The 17,658-nt window shown below is 71.1% G+C and carries 11 protein-coding genes; 10 read left to right on the forward strand and 1 reads right to left on the reverse strand.

The window, feature by feature from the left end; genetic code table 11:
- Positions 1-14: 14 nt before the first annotated feature.
- Positions 15-812, reverse strand: a complete 798-nt coding sequence (locus ACGFZQ_RS13520; RefSeq protein WP_393840485.1) for an IclR family transcriptional regulator — start codon at positions 810-812, stop codon at positions 15-17.
- Positions 813-962: 150 nt separating this feature from the next.
- On the opposite strand from ACGFZQ_RS13520, the gene betA reads away from it, so the two are divergent.
- The 10 genes from betA (at position 963) to ACGFZQ_RS13570 (ending at position 17,640) form a co-directional block, all read left to right on the forward strand.
- On the forward strand, positions 963-2,642 hold the full coding sequence (gene betA / locus ACGFZQ_RS13525; RefSeq protein ID WP_393840486.1) for a choline dehydrogenase: 1,680 nt from the start codon (positions 963-965) through the stop codon (positions 2,640-2,642).
- A gap of 109 nt (positions 2,643-2,751) precedes the next feature.
- Entirely contained in the window at positions 2,752-4,221 is a 1,470-nt protein-coding gene (locus ACGFZQ_RS13530) for an aldehyde dehydrogenase family protein (protein WP_393840487.1), read from the forward strand.
- A 19-nt stretch (positions 4,222-4,240) separates the two neighbouring features.
- A complete protein-coding gene (locus tag ACGFZQ_RS13535; protein WP_393840488.1) occupies positions 4,241-5,458 on the forward strand; it encodes a glycine betaine/L-proline ABC transporter ATP-binding protein in 1,218 nt (405 codons plus the stop codon).
- The gene (locus tag ACGFZQ_RS13540; protein ID WP_393840489.1) at positions 5,458-7,431 is read left to right on the forward strand and encodes an ABC transporter permease; all 1,974 of its coding nucleotides are present in this window, start codon (positions 5,458-5,460) and stop codon (positions 7,429-7,431) included. Before ACGFZQ_RS13535 ends, ACGFZQ_RS13540 begins: the two co-directional genes overlap by 1 nt.
- A gap of 14 nt (positions 7,432-7,445) precedes the next feature.
- Positions 7,446-8,411, forward strand: a complete 966-nt coding sequence (locus ACGFZQ_RS13545) for an ABC transporter substrate-binding protein (protein ID WP_351737687.1) — start codon at positions 7,446-7,448, stop codon at positions 8,409-8,411.
- 222 nt (positions 8,412-8,633) lie between these two features.
- On the forward strand, positions 8,634-11,072 hold the full coding sequence (locus ACGFZQ_RS13550; RefSeq protein WP_393840490.1) for an FAD-dependent oxidoreductase: 2,439 nt from the start codon (positions 8,634-8,636) through the stop codon (positions 11,070-11,072).
- 146 nt (positions 11,073-11,218) lie between these two features.
- Positions 11,219-12,511 (forward strand): serine hydroxymethyltransferase, encoded by a 1,293-nt coding sequence (gene glyA, locus ACGFZQ_RS13555; protein ID WP_393840491.1) that lies wholly within the window; start codon positions 11,219-11,221, stop codon positions 12,509-12,511.
- A gap of 32 nt (positions 12,512-12,543) precedes the next feature.
- On the forward strand, positions 12,544-13,773 hold the full coding sequence (locus ACGFZQ_RS13560) for a sarcosine oxidase subunit beta family protein (protein ID WP_393840492.1): 1,230 nt from the start codon (positions 12,544-12,546) through the stop codon (positions 13,771-13,773).
- A gap of 11 nt (positions 13,774-13,784) precedes the next feature.
- Positions 13,785-17,045 carry a sarcosine oxidase subunit delta family protein gene (locus tag ACGFZQ_RS13565; protein ID WP_393840493.1) on the forward strand — a complete coding sequence of 1,087 codons (3,261 nt, stop codon included), beginning with the start codon at positions 13,785-13,787 and terminating at the stop codon, positions 17,043-17,045.
- A complete protein-coding gene (locus tag ACGFZQ_RS13570) occupies positions 17,038-17,640 on the forward strand; it encodes a sarcosine oxidase subunit gamma (RefSeq protein WP_393840494.1) in 603 nt (200 codons plus the stop codon). Before ACGFZQ_RS13565 ends, ACGFZQ_RS13570 begins: the two co-directional genes overlap by 8 nt.
- Positions 17,641-17,658: the final 18 nt, after the last annotated feature.

Raw genomic sequence — 17,658 nt, forward strand, 5'->3', positions numbered from 1 at the left:
CGTCCCCGGGGCGCTCAGCCCAGGTACCCCATCCGGTGGCTGATCTCGGCGGCGCCCTTGACCAGCACCGGAGCCAGCTCGTGCATACGCTCCTCGGTGAACCGGTAGGACGGTCCGGAGGCGCTGATCGACGCGATGACCTTCCCCTCCCGGTCCCGGATCGGCGCGGCCATGGCGTGCAGCCCGATCTCCAGCTCCTCCAGCGTCCAGGCGTAACCGCGCTCCCGGGCCTCGGCGAGGTCCTTCTCCAGCTTCGCCTTCGTGGAGATGGTGTGCGGGGTGAGCTTCTTCAGGCCCCCGTCCGAGATCAGCGCGGCCCGTTCCTTCGCCGGCCGATGGGCCAGCATGACCTTGCCGCTGGAGGTGGCGTGCAAAGGGGTCAGCTGGCCGACCCAGTTGTGCGCGGTGACGGCGGCCGTACCGCGTACCTGGTAGAGGTTGATCGCGTAGTGCTCCTGCAGCACCGCGATGTTGACCGTCTCGCCGATCTCCTCGGCCAGCCGCTCGCAGACCTGACGGCCCTGCTGGGTGACGTCGATACGCCCGGTGACGGCGCCCGCCAGACGTACGATGCCGAACCCGAGCGCGTACTTGCCCCGTTCACCCGCCTGCTCCACCAGACCGCGTGCCTCCAGGGCGCCGAGCAGGCGGAACGCGGTCGACTTGTGCACCTCGATCTCGGCGGCCACCTCGCTCACGCCCGCCTCGCCGCGCTGGGCGAGGATCTCCAGGACGCTGATGGCACGGTCGACGGACTGCACGCCGCCGGAGGATGAGCCGTTCGTTTCTGTGTCCGGACTGTAGTTGCTCATAACGAAACTATACGCGGAGTAAACAACAGCGCCCAAGAAACGTGATGTGAACAAAGATCTTACAAGTTGCGTTGTTCGCAACCTGGTGCGCATTGCGATACCCGTACTAGCATGCCGCGCACATCGACGGCGCGAGCGGGACGAGGCGGTATGGCTCCCTTGCAAGACGTGCAGTACGACTTCGTCATCGTCGGCGGCGGATCGGCCGGCAGTGCTCTGGCGAACCGGCTCTCGGCCGACCCGGGCAACCGGGTGCTGGTGCTGGAGGCGGGCCGCCCGGACTACCCGTGGGACGTGTTCATCCATATGCCCGCCGCGTTGACCTACCCCATCGGAAGCCGTTTCTACGACTGGAAGTACGAGTCCGAGCCGGAGCCCCACATGGGCGGCCGCCGTGTCTACCACGCCCGCGGCAAGGTGCTGGGCGGCTCCAGCAGCATCAACGGGATGATCTTCCAGCGCGGCAACCCCATGGACTACGAGCGCTGGGCCGCCGATCCCGGCATGAAGACCTGGGACTACGCCCACTGCCTGCCGTACTTCCGCCGGATGGAGAACTGTCTGGCCGCCGACCCCGACGACGAGTTCCGCGGCCATGACGGACCGCTCGTGCTGGAACGCGGCCCGGCGGCGGGCCCGCTCTTCTCCGCCTTCCTCCAGGCCACCGAGGAGGCGGGCTACGCGCCCACCGACGACGTGAACGGCTACCGGCAGGAGGGCTTCGCCAGGTTCGACCGCAACGTGCACCGCGGTCGGCGGCTGTCCGCGTCCAAGGCGTACCTCAAACCCGCCAGGAAGCGCCCCAACCTCACCGTGCAGACCCGCGCCCTCGTCACCCGCGTCCTCTTCGAGGGGAAGAAGGCCGTCGGGGTCGAGTACCAGCGGGGCAGGGGCGCCCTCCGGCAGGTCCGGGCCGCCGAGGTCATCCTGTGCGGCGGCGCGATCAACTCCCCGCAGCTGCTCCAGCTTTCCGGCATCGGCAACGCCGGGGAACTGCGTGCCCTCGGTGTCGACGTCGTCCACGATCTGCCGGGCGTCGGCGAGAACCTCCAGGACCACCTGGAGGTGTACATCCAGTACGCCTGCAAGCAGCCCGTCTCCGTCCAGCCGTACCTGGCGAAGTGGCGGGCCCCCTTCATCGGCCTGCAGTGGCTGTTCCGCAAGGGGCCGGCCGCGACCAACCACTTCGAGGCCGGCGGCTTCTGCCGCAGCAACGAGGACGTGGACTACCCCAACCTGATGTTCCACTTCCTGCCCGTCGCGGTCCGCTACGACGGCTCCGTGCCCGCCGGCGGCCACGGCTACCAGGTCCATGTCGGGCCCATGTACTCCGACGCCCTCGGCTCGGTGAAGATCCGGAGCAGGGACCCGCGCGAACACCCGGCGCTGCGTTTCAACTACCTCTCCACCGAGCAGGACCGCCGGGAGTGGGTCGAAGCGGTCCGGGTGGCCCGCGAGTTGCTCAACCAGCCCGCGCTCGCCCCCTACAACGACGGGGAGATCTCGCCCGGCCCGTCCGTGGCGACGGACGAGGAGATCCTCGCCTGGGTCGCCAAGGACGGCGAGACCGCCCTGCATCCGTCCTGCACCTGCAAGATGGGGACGGACGCGATGTCCGTCGTCGACCCGCTGACCCTGCGGGTGCACGGAGTGGACGGACTGCGCGTGGTGGACGCCTCGGTGATGCCGTACGTCACCAACGGCAACATCTACGCCCCGGTGATGATGATCGCGGAGAAGGCGGCCGACATCGTCCTCGGCAAGGAACCGCTGCCGGCGTCGGATGCCGTCTACTACCGGCACCGCGACGCCCAGGAACAGGCCGGGTAGCGCACTCTGCCCGGACCTCTTGACGGCGGTCGGTCCGTTCGTCAGGGTGTTCCACCAAAAGCAATCCAATGCACAATGCGCAACGAATTCGGGCTCGAAGGGCGCGGCCGTGGCAGATCTGTACGTGGATGGTGAATGGCGCGCGGCGGTGGCCGGCGGGCGGCGCGAGATCCGCTGTCCGGCGGACGGCACCCTCGCCGCCACGGTCTCGGAGGCGACCCGCCCCGACACCGAGGCCGCGATCACCGCGGCCCGGCGCGCCTTCGACGACGGACCCTGGCCGCGCACCCCCGAGCGGGAGCGCGGCGCGCTGCTGCTGCGCACCGCCGGCATCATCGAGCGCGACGCCAAGGCGTTCGCCCGCGCCGAGTCCCTCGACACCGGCAAACGCCTGGTGGAGAGCGAGTACGACATCGCCGACGTCGTCTCCTGCTTCCGCTACTACGGCGGCATCGCAGGCACCAGCGCCGGACGCGTGGTCGACACCGGCCGCGACGACGCGCTCAGCCGGGTCACCTACGAACCCGTCGGCGTCTGCGGCCTGATCACCCCCTGGAACTACCCACTCCTGCAAGCCTCCTGGAAGGTCGCCCCGGCCCTCCTCGCGGGCAACACCGTCGTCCTCAAGCCCAGTGAACTCACCCCCTCCACCTCGATCCTGCTGATGAAGGCACTGGAGGAGGCGGGCCTCCCGGCCGGCGCCGCCAACCTGGTGCTGGGCGCCGGCCCCGAGGCGGGCGCGCCGCTCGCCGAGCACCCGGCAGTCGACCTGGTGTCCTTCACCGGCGGGCTGCACACCGGCCGGCGCCTCATGGCCACCGCCGCCGCCACGGTGAAGAAGGTCGCCCTCGAACTCGGCGGCAAGAACCCCAACGTGGTCTTCGCCGACGCGGACTTCGCCACCGCCGTCGACTTCGCGCTCACCGCCGTCTTCCTGCACTCCGGGCAGGTCTGCTCGGCCGGCGCCCGGCTGATCGTCGAGGACACGATCCACGACGCCTTCGTGGACGAGGTCGTGCGCCGCGCCCGACTCATCCGCCTGGGCGGCCCCTTCGACCCCGAGGCCGAGACCGGGGCGCTGATCTCCGCACAGCACCGCGAGAAGGTCGAGGCGTATGTCGCCGCGGGCCTCGCCGAGGGCGCGGTACTGCGCTGCGGCGGCGTACGCCCCGACGACCCCGCGCTGGCGAACGGCTTCTACTACCCGCCGACCGTTCTCGACGAGTGCCGGCAGGACATGCGGGTGGTGCACGAGGAGTCCTTCGGGCCCGTGCTCACCGTGGAGCGCTTCCAGGACGAGGACGACGCCGTCCGCATCGCCAACGACACGGAGTACGGCCTCGCCGGGGCCGTCTGGACGCAGGACGCGGGCAAGGCGCAGCGGGTCGCCCGCAGGCTGCGCCACGGCACCGTGTGGATCAACGACTACCACCCCTATGTGCCGCAAGCGGAATGGGGTGGCTTCGGGCACTCGGGCGTGGGCCGCGAGCTGGGACCGACCGGCCTGGACGAGTACCGAGAGCCCAAGCACGTCTGGCAGAACATCCAACCCCGGCCGCAGCACTGGTTCCGCGGCTGACGCCGAAAAGAGGCCGATCATGACCCCAGCCCAGACCGAGGTGTCGCAGCGGCGCGACACGTCCCAGGACCCCGAGGACCGCACCCCGGTCATCTCCGTGCGCCGGCTGTGGAAGGTGTTCGGGCCGAAGGCCGACCAGGTGCCGGGTTCCGAGGAGTTGTGCGGGCTGACCCGCCGCGAACTGATGGACCGTACCGGCTGCACCGCCGCCGTACGGGACCTGAACTTCGAGGTGTCGCCCGGCGAGGTCTTCGTCGTCATGGGCCTGTCCGGATCCGGCAAGTCCACCCTGGTGCGATGTCTGACCCGGCTGATCGAACCCACCGCCGGGGAGGTCGTGTTCGAGGGCGAGGACATCCGGGGCGCCGACGCCCGGCGGCTGCGGGAGCTGCGGCGCAGCAAGTTCTCCATGGTCTTCCAGCACTTCGGTCTGCTGCCGCACCGCAAGGTCGTCGAGAACGTGGCGTTCGGCCTGGAGATCCGGGGCATGGGCCGGGCCGAACGGACCAGGAAGGCCATGGAGGTCGTCGAACTGGTGGGCCTCGCCGGATACGAGAACTCCTACCCCGACCAGCTCTCCGGCGGTATGCAGCAGCGCGTCGGCCTCGCGCGCGCCCTCGCCGGCGACCCCGACGTCCTCTTCTTCGACGAGCCGTTCTCCGCGCTCGACCCGTTGATCCGCCGTGACATGCAGAGCGAGGTCGTCCGCCTGCACCACGAGGTCGGCAAGACCATGGTGTTCATCACCCACGACCTCTCCGAGGCGCTGAAGCTCGGCGACCGCATCCTGATCATGCGGGACGGCAGGATGGTCCAGTGCGGCACCGGTGACGAACTCGTCGGCGCCCCGGCGGACGACTACGTACGGGACTTCGTCAAGGACGTGCCGCGCGGCGACGTCCTCACCCTGCGCTGGATCATGCGGCCCGCCACACCCGAAGACGCCCTGGACGGGCCGGAGTTGGGCCCGGACGTCGTGGTCCGCGAGGCCACCCGGGCGGTGCTCGCGGCCGAGAGGCCGGTCAAGGTCGTCGAGCACGGCAAGCTGCTCGGCATCGTCGGCGACGAGGAGATCCTCACGGTCGTCGCCGGAGCCGCCGGAGCCGCCGGAGCCGCCGGAGCCGCCGGAGCCGCCGGAGCCGCCGGAGCCGCCGGAGCCGCCGGAGCCGCCGGAGCCGTCGGTGCCGGAGCAGCCGTCGCCGGAGCCGTCGTCCCGGGACAGGAAGGCGGCGCCTGATGGCCGCCGTCGCCGACGCGACCGTGCCCGTCGCCGCCCTGCGCCACAAGATCAGCCGCCCCATGGTGGTGGCCGCCGTCCTGGTCGTCTGGCTGGTGCTCTTCACCGTCCTGCGCGGTCGGCAGACGCTCACCCTGGCCGCCGCCGACCTCACCGGACTGCACCGCTGGCTGAACGACGTCAACGACAGCATCGGCGCCAACCGCAACTCCAACCCGATCTTCCTGTACTTCTTCAACGAGATCCGGCTGGTCATCGACAACCTGGTGACCTTCGTCCAGTCGCTGATCTCCCAGCCCACCGGGTCCCGCCCGGTCCCGCAGATCGGCTGGCTCGGCGTCGTCGGCCTCGCCGGCTACGTGTCCTGGGCCGTGGGCAACTGGCGGGTCGCGCTGCTGGCCGCGGCCGGCTTCACCTTCTTCGGGCTCCAGGGCCTGTGGCAGGAGAGCATGGACACCCTGGCGCTGACCCTGTCGGCGGTCCTGGTGGCCCTGCTCATCGGCATCCCGCTGGGGGTGTGGGCGGGGCTCTCCGACCGGTTCAACCGGATCATGACGCCCTTCCTGGACTTCATGCAGACGATGCCGACCTTCGTCTACCTCGCCCCGCTGACCCTGATCTTCCTCATCGGCGGAGCCTCCGCGGTGATCACCACGGTGATCTACGCGGCGCCGCCCGCCATCCGTATCACCGCGCACGCCATCCGCTCGGTCCCCGAAACCACCGTCGAGGCGGCCGACTCGCTCGGCGCGACACGGACGCAGCAACTGCTGAAGGTGCTGCTGCCGATGTCCCGGCGCACGGTGGTCATGGGCGTCAACCAGACCATCATGGCCGCCCTGGCCATGGTCACCATCGCCGCCCTGATCGACGCGCCAGGCCTCGGCAAGACCGTGGTCCAGGCCCTGCAGTCCCTCGACGTCGGCACCGCCTTCAACGCCGGACTCGCCATCGTCGTCATGGCCATCGTGCTCGACCGGGTCACCACCGCGGCGGCCGCCCGCACCGGAGTCCGCCGCGCCGGCGGCCCGTTCCTCAAGTGGCGCCGCCCGCTGCTTGCGGCCGGCGGTGTCGCGGCCGCCGTCCTGGTCTACCTCTCCCACACCTACGTCTGGGCGGCCGAGTTCCCCGGCGACGGTGCCGTCGGCACCCACATCGCGAGTGCCGCCGACACCGCGACCACCTGGCTCCAGGACCATCTCTCCGGCCTGACCAACGCGCTGCGGGACGCCCTCACCAACGGCCTGCTCAACCCGTTCCAGACGCTGCTCACCGACTCCCCGTGGTGGCTCGTCGGCGCCACCCTGGTCGCGCTCGGCACGGTCCTCGGCGGCTGGCGGGCCGGAGTGACGGCCGCCGTGTGCGTCGGACTGCTGGTCGGCACGGGCCTGTGGTCGGACAGCATGACCACGCTCGCCTCGACCGCCGTGGCCACCGTGCTGGTGATGCTGCTCGGCGCCGTCGTCGGCGTGTGGATGGGCCGCAGCGCGCCGGCGGACCGGCTGATCCGGCCTGCCCTGGACGCCGCCCAGGTCATGCCGCCCTTCGTCTATCTCGTGCCGTTCCTGGCGCTGTTCGGCGCCACCCGCTTCACGGCCATCGTCGCGGCCGTCGTCTACGCGGCACCCGTCGCGATCAAGATCATCGCGGACGGGGTACGGAACGTTCCCGAGTCCACCGTGGAGGCGGCCACCTCGGCCGGGTGCAACACCTGGCAGATCATCACCAAGGTCCAGCTGCCGATGGCACGCGGCGCCCTGACCCTCGCGACCAACCAGGGCCTGATCTACGTGCTGTCGATGGTTGTGGTGGGCGGCCTGGTAGGCGCGGGCGCCCTCGGCTACGACGTCGTGGCCGGTTTCTCGCAGGGCGAGTTGTACGGCAAGGGGCTGGCGGCGGGGCTCGCCATCGTCCTGCTCGGAGTCATGTTCGACCGGATCACTCAGGCTGCGGCGCGACGCACCCGGGCATAAGGAGCACCGACACCATGGCACAACACTGGCGCACAGGCGCGGCCGGCCTGGCCGTACTCGGCCTCACCCTCACGGCCTGCGGCGGGGCGAAGGTCGGCGAGAGCAGTTCCGCCGGCTCGAAGTCCGCGGACGGCAAGTGCGGCACCTTCAACCTGGCCGTCAACCCGTGGGTGGGCTACGAGGCGGACGCGGCGGTCGTCGCGTACGTCGCGGAACACGACCTCGGCTGCACGGTGCAGAAGAAGGACCTCAAGGAGGAGATCGCCTGGCAGGGCTTCGGCACCGGCGAGGTGGACGCCGTCCTGGAGAACTGGGGCCACGACGATCTGAAGAAGAAGTACATCACCGGGCAGAAGACGGCCGTCGAGGCCGGCTCGACCGGCAACAAGGGCGTCATCGGCTGGTACGTCCCGCCGTGGCTCGCCAAGGCGCACCCCGACATCACGAACTGGCAGAACCTCGACAAGTACGCCGCCCAGTTCAAGACGTCCGAGTCGGGCGGCAAGGGCCAACTGCTAGACGGCGACCCGTCGTACGTCACCAACGACGCGGCCCTGGTGACGAACCTGAAGCTGGACTTCAAGGTGGTGTACGCGGGCAGCGAGACCGCGCTCATCCAGGCCTTCAGAACGGCCGAGAAGAACAAGCAGTGGCTCATCGGCTACTTCTACGAACCGCAGTGGTTCCTCTCCGAGATACCGCTGGTCAAGGTCAACCTGCCGAAGTACACGACGGGTTGCGACGCCGACGCGGCGAAGGTCGCCTGCGACTACCCCGTCTACGACCTCGACAAGATCGTCAGCGCGAGCTTCGCCAAGTCGGGCAGCCCCGCCTACGACCTGGTGAAGAAGTTCAACTGGACCAACGACGACCAGAACACCGTGGCCAAGTACATCGCCGTGGACAAGATGTCGGACGACGCGGCGGCCAAGAAGTGGGTCGACGCCAACCGCGACAAGGTCGAGGCCTGGCTGAAGTAACGGGGGAAGTCAAAAGGCCGGTCCAGTACGCCCGCCGGGCGGTGCGCAGCTGTGCGCGCCGCCCGCCGGGCGTTGCCCTTTGCCCCGCCGCCTTTTCGGCCGTTTCCCGACGTCACCGGGCCTCTTGACACCCCTCCTCGACGACGGGCACATTGAGTTGCGCAGCCTGAATCACGTTGCGTACAAAGCAACTGCACCGGTCTCAAGTTCGGAGGTTGGGCGATGGCGGGACCCCGAGTGGTCATCATCGGAGCGGGCGTGGTGGGAGCCGCGCTCGCGGACGAGATCTCCGCACGCGGCTGGACCGAGGTGACCGTGGTCGACCAGGGCCCCCTCCCGGCCACCGGGGGCTCCTCCTCGCACGCCCCCGGCCTGGTCTTCCAGACCAACCCGTCGAAGACCATGACGGAACTGGCCCGCTACACCGTCGAGAAGTTCTGCTCCCTCGACGTCGACGGCAGGCCCTGCTTCCTCCAGGTCGGCGGCCTCGAAGTGGCCACCACCCCCGAGCGCCTCGCCGAACTCCACCGCCGCCACGGCTGGATCACCGCCTGGGGCGTCGAGGCACATCTGCTGAGCGCCGACGAGTGCGTGCGGCGCCACCCGCTGGTGAACCCGGACCGGGTCCTCGGCGGCCTGCTCGTCCCCACCGACGGCATCGCCAAGGCCGTGCTCGCCGTCGAGGCCCAGATCCGCCGGTCCACCGACCGCGGCGTCCGCTTCCTCGCCCGCCACGAGGTCCTCGACGTCCGCCAGAGCGAGGGCCGCGTCACCGGCGTCCTGACCGACCAGGGCGAACTGCCCGCCGACGTCGTCGTCTGCTGCGCCGGCATCTGGGGCCCGAAGATCGCCCGTATGGTCGGCATGAACCTGCCGCTCACCCCGCTCGCCCACCAACTCGCCTGGACCGGCCCGGTTCCCGCCCTCGCCGGCCAGACCGAGGAGGCCGTCCGGCCGATCCTGCGCCACCAGGACGCGGACCTCTACTACCGCGACCGCTTCGACGGCCTCGGCATCGGCTCCTACGGCCACCGCCCGATGCCCGTCTCCGCGGACGACATCCTCTCCGTCGACGAGGCCGAACAGATGCCCTCCGTCCTGAAGTTCACCGAGGAGGACTTCGAGGACGCCTGGACCGAGACCTGGTCGCTGCTTCCCGCGACCCGCGAGGCCAAGGTCGAGGAGGGCATCAACGGCCTGTTCTCCTTCACCACCGACGGCTACCCGCTGCTCGGCGAGTCCCCGGACGTCAAGGGCTTCTGGGTCGCCGAGGCCGTCTGGGTCACGCACTCCGCGGGCGTCGGCCGGGCCGTCGCCGAATGGCTGGTGGACGGCCACTGCTCGTCCTTCGACCTGCACGAGTGCGACATCAACCGCTTCGAACCGCACCAGCTCGCCCCCGAGTACGTCCTGGCCCGCGACTGCCAGAACTTCGCCGAGGTCTACGACATCCTCCACCCCCTCCAGCCGTCCGGGAAGCCGCGCCCGATTCGCACCAGCCCCTTCCACGCCCGCCAGCAGGAACACGGCGCGTTCTTCCTGGAGGCGAACGGCTGGGAGCGCCCGCAGTGGTATGAGGCCAACGCGGGCCTGGTCGACGGCCGTTCGATCCCCACCCCCAACGACTGGGCCGCCCGCTACTGGTCACCGATCGTCGGCGCCGAGGCCCAGGCCACCCGCGAGACCGTCGCGATGTACGACATGACCGCCCTCAAGCGCCTGGAGGTGAGCGGCCCCGGCGCCGCCGACTTCCTGGAGGGCCTGGTCACCGGAAAGGTCGCCAAGTCCGTGGGCTCGGTGACGTACACCCTGCTCCTCGACCACGACGGCGGCATCCGCAGCGACATCACCGTGGCCCGCCTCGCCCGCGACCTCTTCCAGGTCGGCGCCAACGGCAACCTGGACCTCGACTGGTTCACGCGTCACCTCCCGGCCGAGGGCACGGTCCAGGTCCGTGACATCACCCCCGGCACCTGCTGCATCGGCCTGTGGGGCCCGCTCGCCCGCGAGGTCCTCCAGCCCCTGACCGACGCGGACTTCTCCAGCGAGGGCCTCAAGTACTTCCGCGCCAAGCGCGCCTACATCGGCTCGGTGCCGGTCACCGCGATGCGGCTGTCGTACGTCGGCGAACTCGGCTGGGAGCTGTACACGACCGCTGACCAGGGCCAGAAGCTCTGGGACACCCTCTGGCAGGCGGCCGAGCCGCTCGGCGGGATCATCGCCGGGCGCGGTGCCTTCAACAGCCTCCGCCTGGAGAAGGGGTACCGCTCCTTCGGCACCGACATGACCTACGAGCACGACCCCTACGAGGCCGGCGTCGGCTTCGCCGTCAAGCTCGACAAGGGTGACTTCGTCGGCAAGGCCGCGCTGGAGCGGCGCCGGACGGAGGTGCGGCGCCGGCTGAGCTGCCTCACCATCGACGACCCGGGGGCCGTCGTCATGGGCAAGGAGCCGGTGTACGACGGTGAGCGGGCCGTCGGGTACGTGACCAGCGCGGCGTACGGCTACACGGTGGGCAAGGGGATCGCGTACGCGTGGCTGCCCGTGGAGTTGGCGGTGCCCGGGACGATCGTGCACATCGGCTACTTCGATCAGCGGGTGGAGGCTGTGGTGGCCGAGGAGCCGTTGTTCGACCCGGCCATGAGTCGGCTCCGTGGCTGAGGGTTCGGAGAGGAGTGCCGCGATGCGTCGTCGGTCGGCTGCGGGTGCTTCGTGGCTGGTCGCGCCCACGCGGCGGTAGCCACATATCAGTACAGCCCCGCGCCCCTTCGGGGCGCTGAGGTCATCGAAAGGATCGCGAACCCCGCATGAACGCGCTGAACACGCCCCTGGCCGAGCTCGACCCCGAAGTCCATGCCGCGCTCCGTGCCGAGCTGCATCGCCAGCAGTCCACCCTGGAGATGATCGCCTCCGAGAACTTCGCGCCCACCGCCGTGATGGAGGCGCAGGGTTCGGTCGCCACCAACAAGTACGCCGAGGGCTACCCCGGCCGCCGCTACTACGGCGGCTGCGAACACGTCGACGTCACCGAGCGGCTGGCCATCGAACGCGTCAAGTCGCTCTTCGGCGCGGGCTATGCCAACGTCCAGCCGCACTCCGGCGCCCAGGCCAACACCGCCGTCTTCTTCGCCCTGCTCAGGCCCGGCGACACCGTCCTCGGCCTCGACCTCGCGCACGGCGGCCACCTCACCCACGGCATGCGCCTCAACTACAGCGGCAAGATGCTCGACATCGTGCCGTACCACGTCTCCGAGACGGACAACCTCGTGGACCTGGACGAGGTGGCTCGGCTCGCCAAGGAACACCGCCCGAAGATGATCATCGCGGGCTGGTCGGCGTACCCGAGGCAGCTGGACTTCGCGGCCTTCCGGCGGATCGCCGACGAGGTCGGAGCCCTCCTCATGGTCGACATGGCGCACTTCGCCGGCCTGGTGGCGGCCGGACTGCACCCCAGCCCCGTCCCGCACGCCCACGTGGTGACCACGACCACGCACAAGACCCTCGGCGGACCGCGCGGCGGGGTCATCCTCACCGACGACCCCGACCTCGCCAAGAAGATCAACTCGGCGGTGTTCCCCGGCATGCAGGGCGGCCCGCTGGAGCATGTCATCGCCGCGAAGGCCGTCTCCTTCAAGGTCGCGGCAACACCCGAGTTCGCCGAACGCCAGGCCCGCACCCTGGCCGGCGCCCGCATCCTGGCCGAGCGCCTCACCCGCCCCGACGCCGCCGCGGCCGGAGTGCGGGTGCTGACCGGCGGCACGGACGTCCACCTCGTCCTCGTCGACCTCCGGAACTCACCCCTGGACGGCCGGCAGGCCGAGGACCTCCTCCATACGATCGGCATCACCGTCAACCGCAACGCCGTCCCCTGCGACCCGCGCCCGCCCATGGTCACCTCCGGCCTGCGCATCGGCACTCCCGCACTGGCCACCCGGGGCTTCACCGAGGCGGACTTCGCCGAGGTGGCCGACGTGATCGCCCTCGCCCTCCAGCCCGACCCGGACGTGTCCGCCCTGCGCGCCCGCACCGCGACCCTCGCGGCCGCGCACCCGCTCTACCCGCACCTCTCGCACGACGGAGACGACGGAGACGTCCGATGAGCCCCCGCACCCGCCCCCTACGCCCTGCGGGCGTGGGGGGACCCCCAGGCGCCGACCTCCCCGACCACCCGGACTTCCTCTGGCGCACCCCCGAGCCGAAGCGCTCGTACGACGTGATCGTGGTCGGCGGCGGCGGACACGGCCTCGCCACCGCCCACTACCTGGCCAAGAACCACGGCATCACCGACGTGGCGGTCCTGGAGAGGGGCTGGCTGGCGGGCGGCAACATGGCCCGCAATACCACGATCATCCGCTCCAACTACCTCTGGGACGAGAGCGCGGGCATCTACGAACACGCGCTGAAACTCTGGGAGGGCCTGGAGGAGGAGCTCGACTACCCGATCCTCTTCTCCCAGCGCGGCGTGCTGAACCTCGCCCACAGCCTCCAGGACGTCCGCGACAGCGTCCGCCGGGTCGAGGCCAACCGCCTCAACGGCGTGGACGCCGAGTGGCTCGACGCCGAGCAGGTCAAAGAGGTCTGCCCGATCGTCAACACCTCGCCCGATGTGCGGTACCCGGTCCTCGGCGGTACCTACCAGCCGCGCGCCGGCATCGCCAAACACGACTACGTGGCCTGGGGCTTCGCCCGCTCCGCGGACGCGGCCGGCATCGACATCATCCAGAACTGCGAGGTCACCGGAGTGGACGTGGTGGCCGGCCGGGTGGTGGGGGTCCAGACCACCCTCGGCCCGATCGCCGCCGGCAAGGTGGCCCTGTGCGCGGCCGGCCACACCTCCGTCCTCGCCGCCATGGCGGACATCGAACTCCCCCTCCAGAGCCACCCCTTGCAGGCCCTCGTCTCCGAACTCCTGGAGCCGGTGCACCCCACCGTCGTCATGTCCAACGCGGTCCATGTGTACGTCAGCCAGGCGCACAAGGGGGAGTTGGTGATGGGCGCGGGCATCGACGCGTACAACTCCTACACCCAGCGTGGCGCGTTCCACATCATCGAGGAACAGATGGCGGCGGCCCTCGAACTCTTCCCGGTCTTCGCCCGCGCCCACGTCCTGCGCACCTGGGGCGGCATCGTCGACGTCAGCCCCGACGCCTCACCCATCGTCGGCCTCACCCCGGTGGCCGGCCTCTACCTCAACTGCGGCTGGGGCACCGGCGGTTTCAAGGCCACCCCGGGTGTCGGCTGGGTCTACGCCCACACCATCGCCCACGACGCCCCCCACCCTCTCAACGCCCCCTTCTCGCTCGACCGTTTCACCACCGGCGCGCTCGTCGACGAGCACGGCGCGGCCGCGGTGGCCCACTAGGGAGCCCCACCATGCTGCTCATCCCCTGCCCGTGGTGCGGGCCCCGCGACGAGTCCGAGTTCCACTACGGCGGCCAGGCCCACGTGCCCTCCCCGGAGACCCCCGCGTCTCTGACCGACGAGGAGTGGGCCCGCTACCTCTTCTTCCGCGCCAACCCGAAGGGGCCGTTCGCGGAGCGCTGGAGCCACGCGGCAGGCTGCCGGAGGTGGTTCAACGCGGTCCGGAACACAGCGACGAACGAGATCCTCACGGTGTACCGCCCGGGCGAGCCGCGTCCCTTGACTTCTCAGCAGCGTCCGGCACTACCAGCCCGTCCGGCGTTTGAGGACGAGGCCCTTCAGGCCGACGGGGGGTCCGGGGGCACAGCCCCCGGCGGGGTCGAAGGGGCGGCGCCCCTGGAGGACGGGAAGGGTAGGGGCGGCGGGGGCGACACCCCCCTCGCCGGCACCACCGCGGCCCACCCCTACCGCACCCCCACCGGCGGCCGAATCGACCGCTCCACCCCCCTCACCTTCACCTTCGACGGCACCCAGTACCAGGGCTACCAAGGCGACACCCTCGCCTCCGCCCTCCTCGCCAACGGCGTCTCCCAGTCCGCCACCAGCATCAGACTCGGCCGCCACCGAGGCATCTTCACCGCGGGCCCCGAAGAACCCAACGCGGTCGTCCAGATCGAGGCCCCCTTCCCCGAACCCATGCTCCCCGCCACCACCGTCGAGCTCCACGACGGCCTGGTGGCCACCGGCCTCCCCGGCCAGGGACGCCTCGCCACCGCCCCCGACCCCGCCCGCTACGACGCCGTACACGCCCACTGCGACCTGCTGGTCGTCGGCGCCGGCCCGGCCGGCCTCGCGGCGGCAGCGGCCGCAGCCACCAGCGGCGCCCGCGTCATCCTCGCCGACGACCAGCCCGAACCCGGCGGCAGCCTGCTCGGCACCGGCGAGCACCCCGCCTGGGTGGCCGCGACACACGCCCGCCTCGAAGCCGCCCCCGAGGTCCGCGTCCTGCGCCGCACCACCGTCTTCGGCCACTACGACGACAACCACCTCCTCGCCGTCGAACGCCGCACCGCCCACCTCGGCGCCGACGCCCCCGCACACGTCTCCCGCGAACGCGTCTGGCGGATCCGCGCCCGGCACGTCGTCCTCGCCACCGGCGCCCACGAGCGGTCCCTCGCGTTCGGCGACAACGACCGCCCCGGCGTGATGCTGGCCGCCTCGGCCCGCACGTACCTCCACCGGTACGCCGTCCTGCCCGGCCACCGCGCGGTCGTGTTCACCACCAACGACAGCGCGTACGCCGCCGCACTCGACCTGGCGGCGGCCGGCGTGGACATCGCGGCGATCGCCGACACCCGGCCCGAGCCGGGGGAGTGGGCCGAACGCGCCCGCCGCGCCGGTATTGAGGTACTGGCCGGACACGCGGTCACCGGCACGGCGGGCGGCGCCCGGCTCACCGCCGTGACGGTCGCCCCGTACCAGGGAACAGGCGAGCAGCAGCAGTTCGCCGCCGACCTGCTGCTCGTCTCCGGCGGCTGGAACCCCGTCGCGCACCTGTTCAGCCAGGCGGGCGGCAGGCTCCGCCACGACGAGACGCTCGGCACGTTCGTCCCCGATGGCTGCCGTCAGGCGGTGGTGGCCGTGGGCGCCGCGAACGGGGCGTTCGACCTCGCCACGGCCCTCGCCCAGGGCGCGGCGGCCGGCGCCCGGGCGGTCGAGGCCGAGGGCTACACCGCAGAGCCCCCCGCCCTCCCCGCTGTCGCCGCCCAGCCGTACACCCCGCCCATGCAGGTCTTCACGATCCCCACCGCCACCGGCGCCCCGCGCTTCGTCGACCTCCAGCGCGACGTCACCGTGGCCGACCTGATCCGGGCGACCGGCGCGGGCCTTCGCTCGGTGGAGCACACCAAGCGCTACACCACGGCCGGTACCGCCAACGACCAGGGCAAGACCGGCGGGGTGCTGGCGAGCGGGGTCGTCGCCGAACTCCTCGGCGTGGACGTCTCGGCGCTCGGACTGCCCACCTTCCGGCCGCCGTACACCCCCGTCTCCTTCGCCGCCCTCGCCGGTCGCGACCGGGGCGCGCTGCACGACCCCGTCCGCACGACCGCCCTGCACGGCTGGCACGTCGAGCACGGCGCGCTGTTCGAGAACGTCGGCCAGTGGAAGCGGCCCTGGTACTACCCGCGGGACGGCGAGGACAGGGAGACGGCCGTGCTGCGCGAGTGCCGGGCCGCCCGCGAGGGCGTGGCCTTCATGGACGCCTCCACACTCGGCAAGATCGATGTGCAGGGCCCGGACGCCGCGCTCTTCCTGGACCGGCTCTACACGAACATGATCAGCACGCTGAAGGTCGGCATGATCCGCTACGGCGTGATGTGCCGCCTGGACGGAATGGTCTTCGACGACGGCACGGTCATCCGGCTCGCCCCGGACCGGTTCCTGGTCACCACGACGACCGGCAACGCGGCGGCCGTCCTGGACTGGATGGAGGAGTGGCTGCAGACCGAGTGGCCCGACCTGCGGGTGCACTGCACCTCGGTCACCGAACACTGGGCCACCGTCGCCCTGGTCGGCCCGATGTCCCGAGCGGTCCTCGGCTCACTCGCACCCCGACTGGCCGTGTCCAACGAAGACTTCCCGTTCATGGCGTGGCGGGAGACCACCGTCGCCGGCCTCGACGCCCGGGTGTGCCGGATCAGCTTCTCCGGCGAACTCGCCTACGAGATCAACGTGTCGCCGTGGCGGGCCCGCGCGCTCTGGGAGGCGCTGGACGCGGCGGGGGCGCCCTACGGCATCACCCCGTACGGCACCGAGACCATGCACGTACTCCGTGCGGAGAAGGGCTATCCGATCGTCGGCCAGGACACCGACGGCACGGTCACCCCGCAGGACCTCGGCATGGGCTGGGCGGTCTCCAGGAAGAAGCCCGACTTCATCGGCAAGCGTTCCCACGCCCGCGCCGACACCGCCCGCCCCGACCGCAAACACCTCGTAGCCCTGCTCACGGACGATCCCGGCGCCCTCCTCCCGGAAGGCACCCACCTGGTCGCCGAGAGCGAACTGCCCGCCCCGCCCGTCCCGATGCTCGGCCATGTCACCTCCAGCTACCGCAGCGCGGCGCTCGGCCGGACCTTCGCGCTGGCCCTGGTCAAGGGCGGCCGGGACCGCATCGGAGAACGCCTCTACGCACCCGTCGGCGCCCGGCTGCTGCCGGTGACCGTCGCCGGTCCCGTCCTCTACGACCCCGAGGGAGCCCGCCGCGATGGCTGACACCGCACCGACCACAGCGCTGCGCAGCCCCCTGGCCGACGCCGCACAGCGCCTGGCCGCCGTGACGCGCTCCTCCCGGGGCGCGCTCCGCCTCGCCGAACTCCCGTTCCTGGCACAGGTGAACGTCCGCCTCGACGCCAAGAGCCCGGCGGCGGACGCCGTAGGACTGGCCCTCGGTCTCCAACTGCCCCTGGAACCCGACACCGTGGTGCACGCGGGAGAGGTGACCGCGGTGTGGCTCGGCCCCGACGAATGGCTGGTGGTGGGCCGGCCGGGCACCGAGCGGGACCTGGAGAGCCGGATCCGTACGGCCGCCGGAGACGAACCGCTCGCCGCCACCGACGTCTCCGCCCAGCGCACCACCCTGCTGGTCGGCGGCCCGCGCGCCCGCGACCTGCTCGCCCACGGCTGCGCCCTGGACCTGCACCCCCGTGCCTTCGGTCCCGGCCGCTGCGCCCAGACCACGCTGGCGCGCACCCAGGTGGTCCTGGTCGCCCGGGACGAGACCAGGGCCGGTTTCTGGGTACTGGTGCGTTCGTCCTTCGCCGGCTATCTGGTGGACTGGGTGCTGGACGCGGCCGTGGAATACGCCTGAGCGGCCCGGGAGCCGAGC

It is taken from the genome of Streptomyces sp. NPDC048254 (assembly GCF_043201895.1).
Classification (GTDB): Bacteria; Actinomycetota; Actinomycetes; order Streptomycetales; family Streptomycetaceae; genus Streptomyces.

What these genes read in the sequence shown, in the direction of transcription:
- ACGFZQ_RS13540 (WP_393840489.1), top strand. Translation starts at nt 5,458, where the DNA reads ATGGCCGCCGTCGCCGACGCGACCGTGCCCGTCGCCGCCCTGCGCCAC.
- ACGFZQ_RS13550 (WP_393840490.1), top strand. Translation starts at nt 8,634, where the DNA reads ATGGCGGGACCCCGAGTGGTCATCATCGGAGCGGGCGTGGTGGGAGCC.
- betA (WP_393840486.1), top strand. Translation starts at nt 963, where the DNA reads ATGGCTCCCTTGCAAGACGTGCAGTACGACTTCGTCATCGTCGGCGGC.
- ACGFZQ_RS13520 (WP_393840485.1), bottom strand. Translation starts at nt 812, where the DNA reads ATGAGCAACTACAGTCCGGACACAGAAACGAACGGCTCATCCTCCGGC.
- glyA (WP_393840491.1), top strand. Translation starts at nt 11,219, where the DNA reads ATGAACGCGCTGAACACGCCCCTGGCCGAGCTCGACCCCGAAGTCCAT.
- ACGFZQ_RS13545 (WP_351737687.1), top strand. Translation starts at nt 7,446, where the DNA reads ATGGCACAACACTGGCGCACAGGCGCGGCCGGCCTGGCCGTACTCGGC.
- ACGFZQ_RS13565 (WP_393840493.1), top strand. Translation starts at nt 13,785, where the DNA reads ATGCTGCTCATCCCCTGCCCGTGGTGCGGGCCCCGCGACGAGTCCGAG.
- ACGFZQ_RS13570 (WP_393840494.1), top strand. Translation starts at nt 17,038, where the DNA reads ATGGCTGACACCGCACCGACCACAGCGCTGCGCAGCCCCCTGGCCGAC.
- ACGFZQ_RS13535 (WP_393840488.1), top strand. Translation starts at nt 4,241, where the DNA reads ATGACCCCAGCCCAGACCGAGGTGTCGCAGCGGCGCGACACGTCCCAG.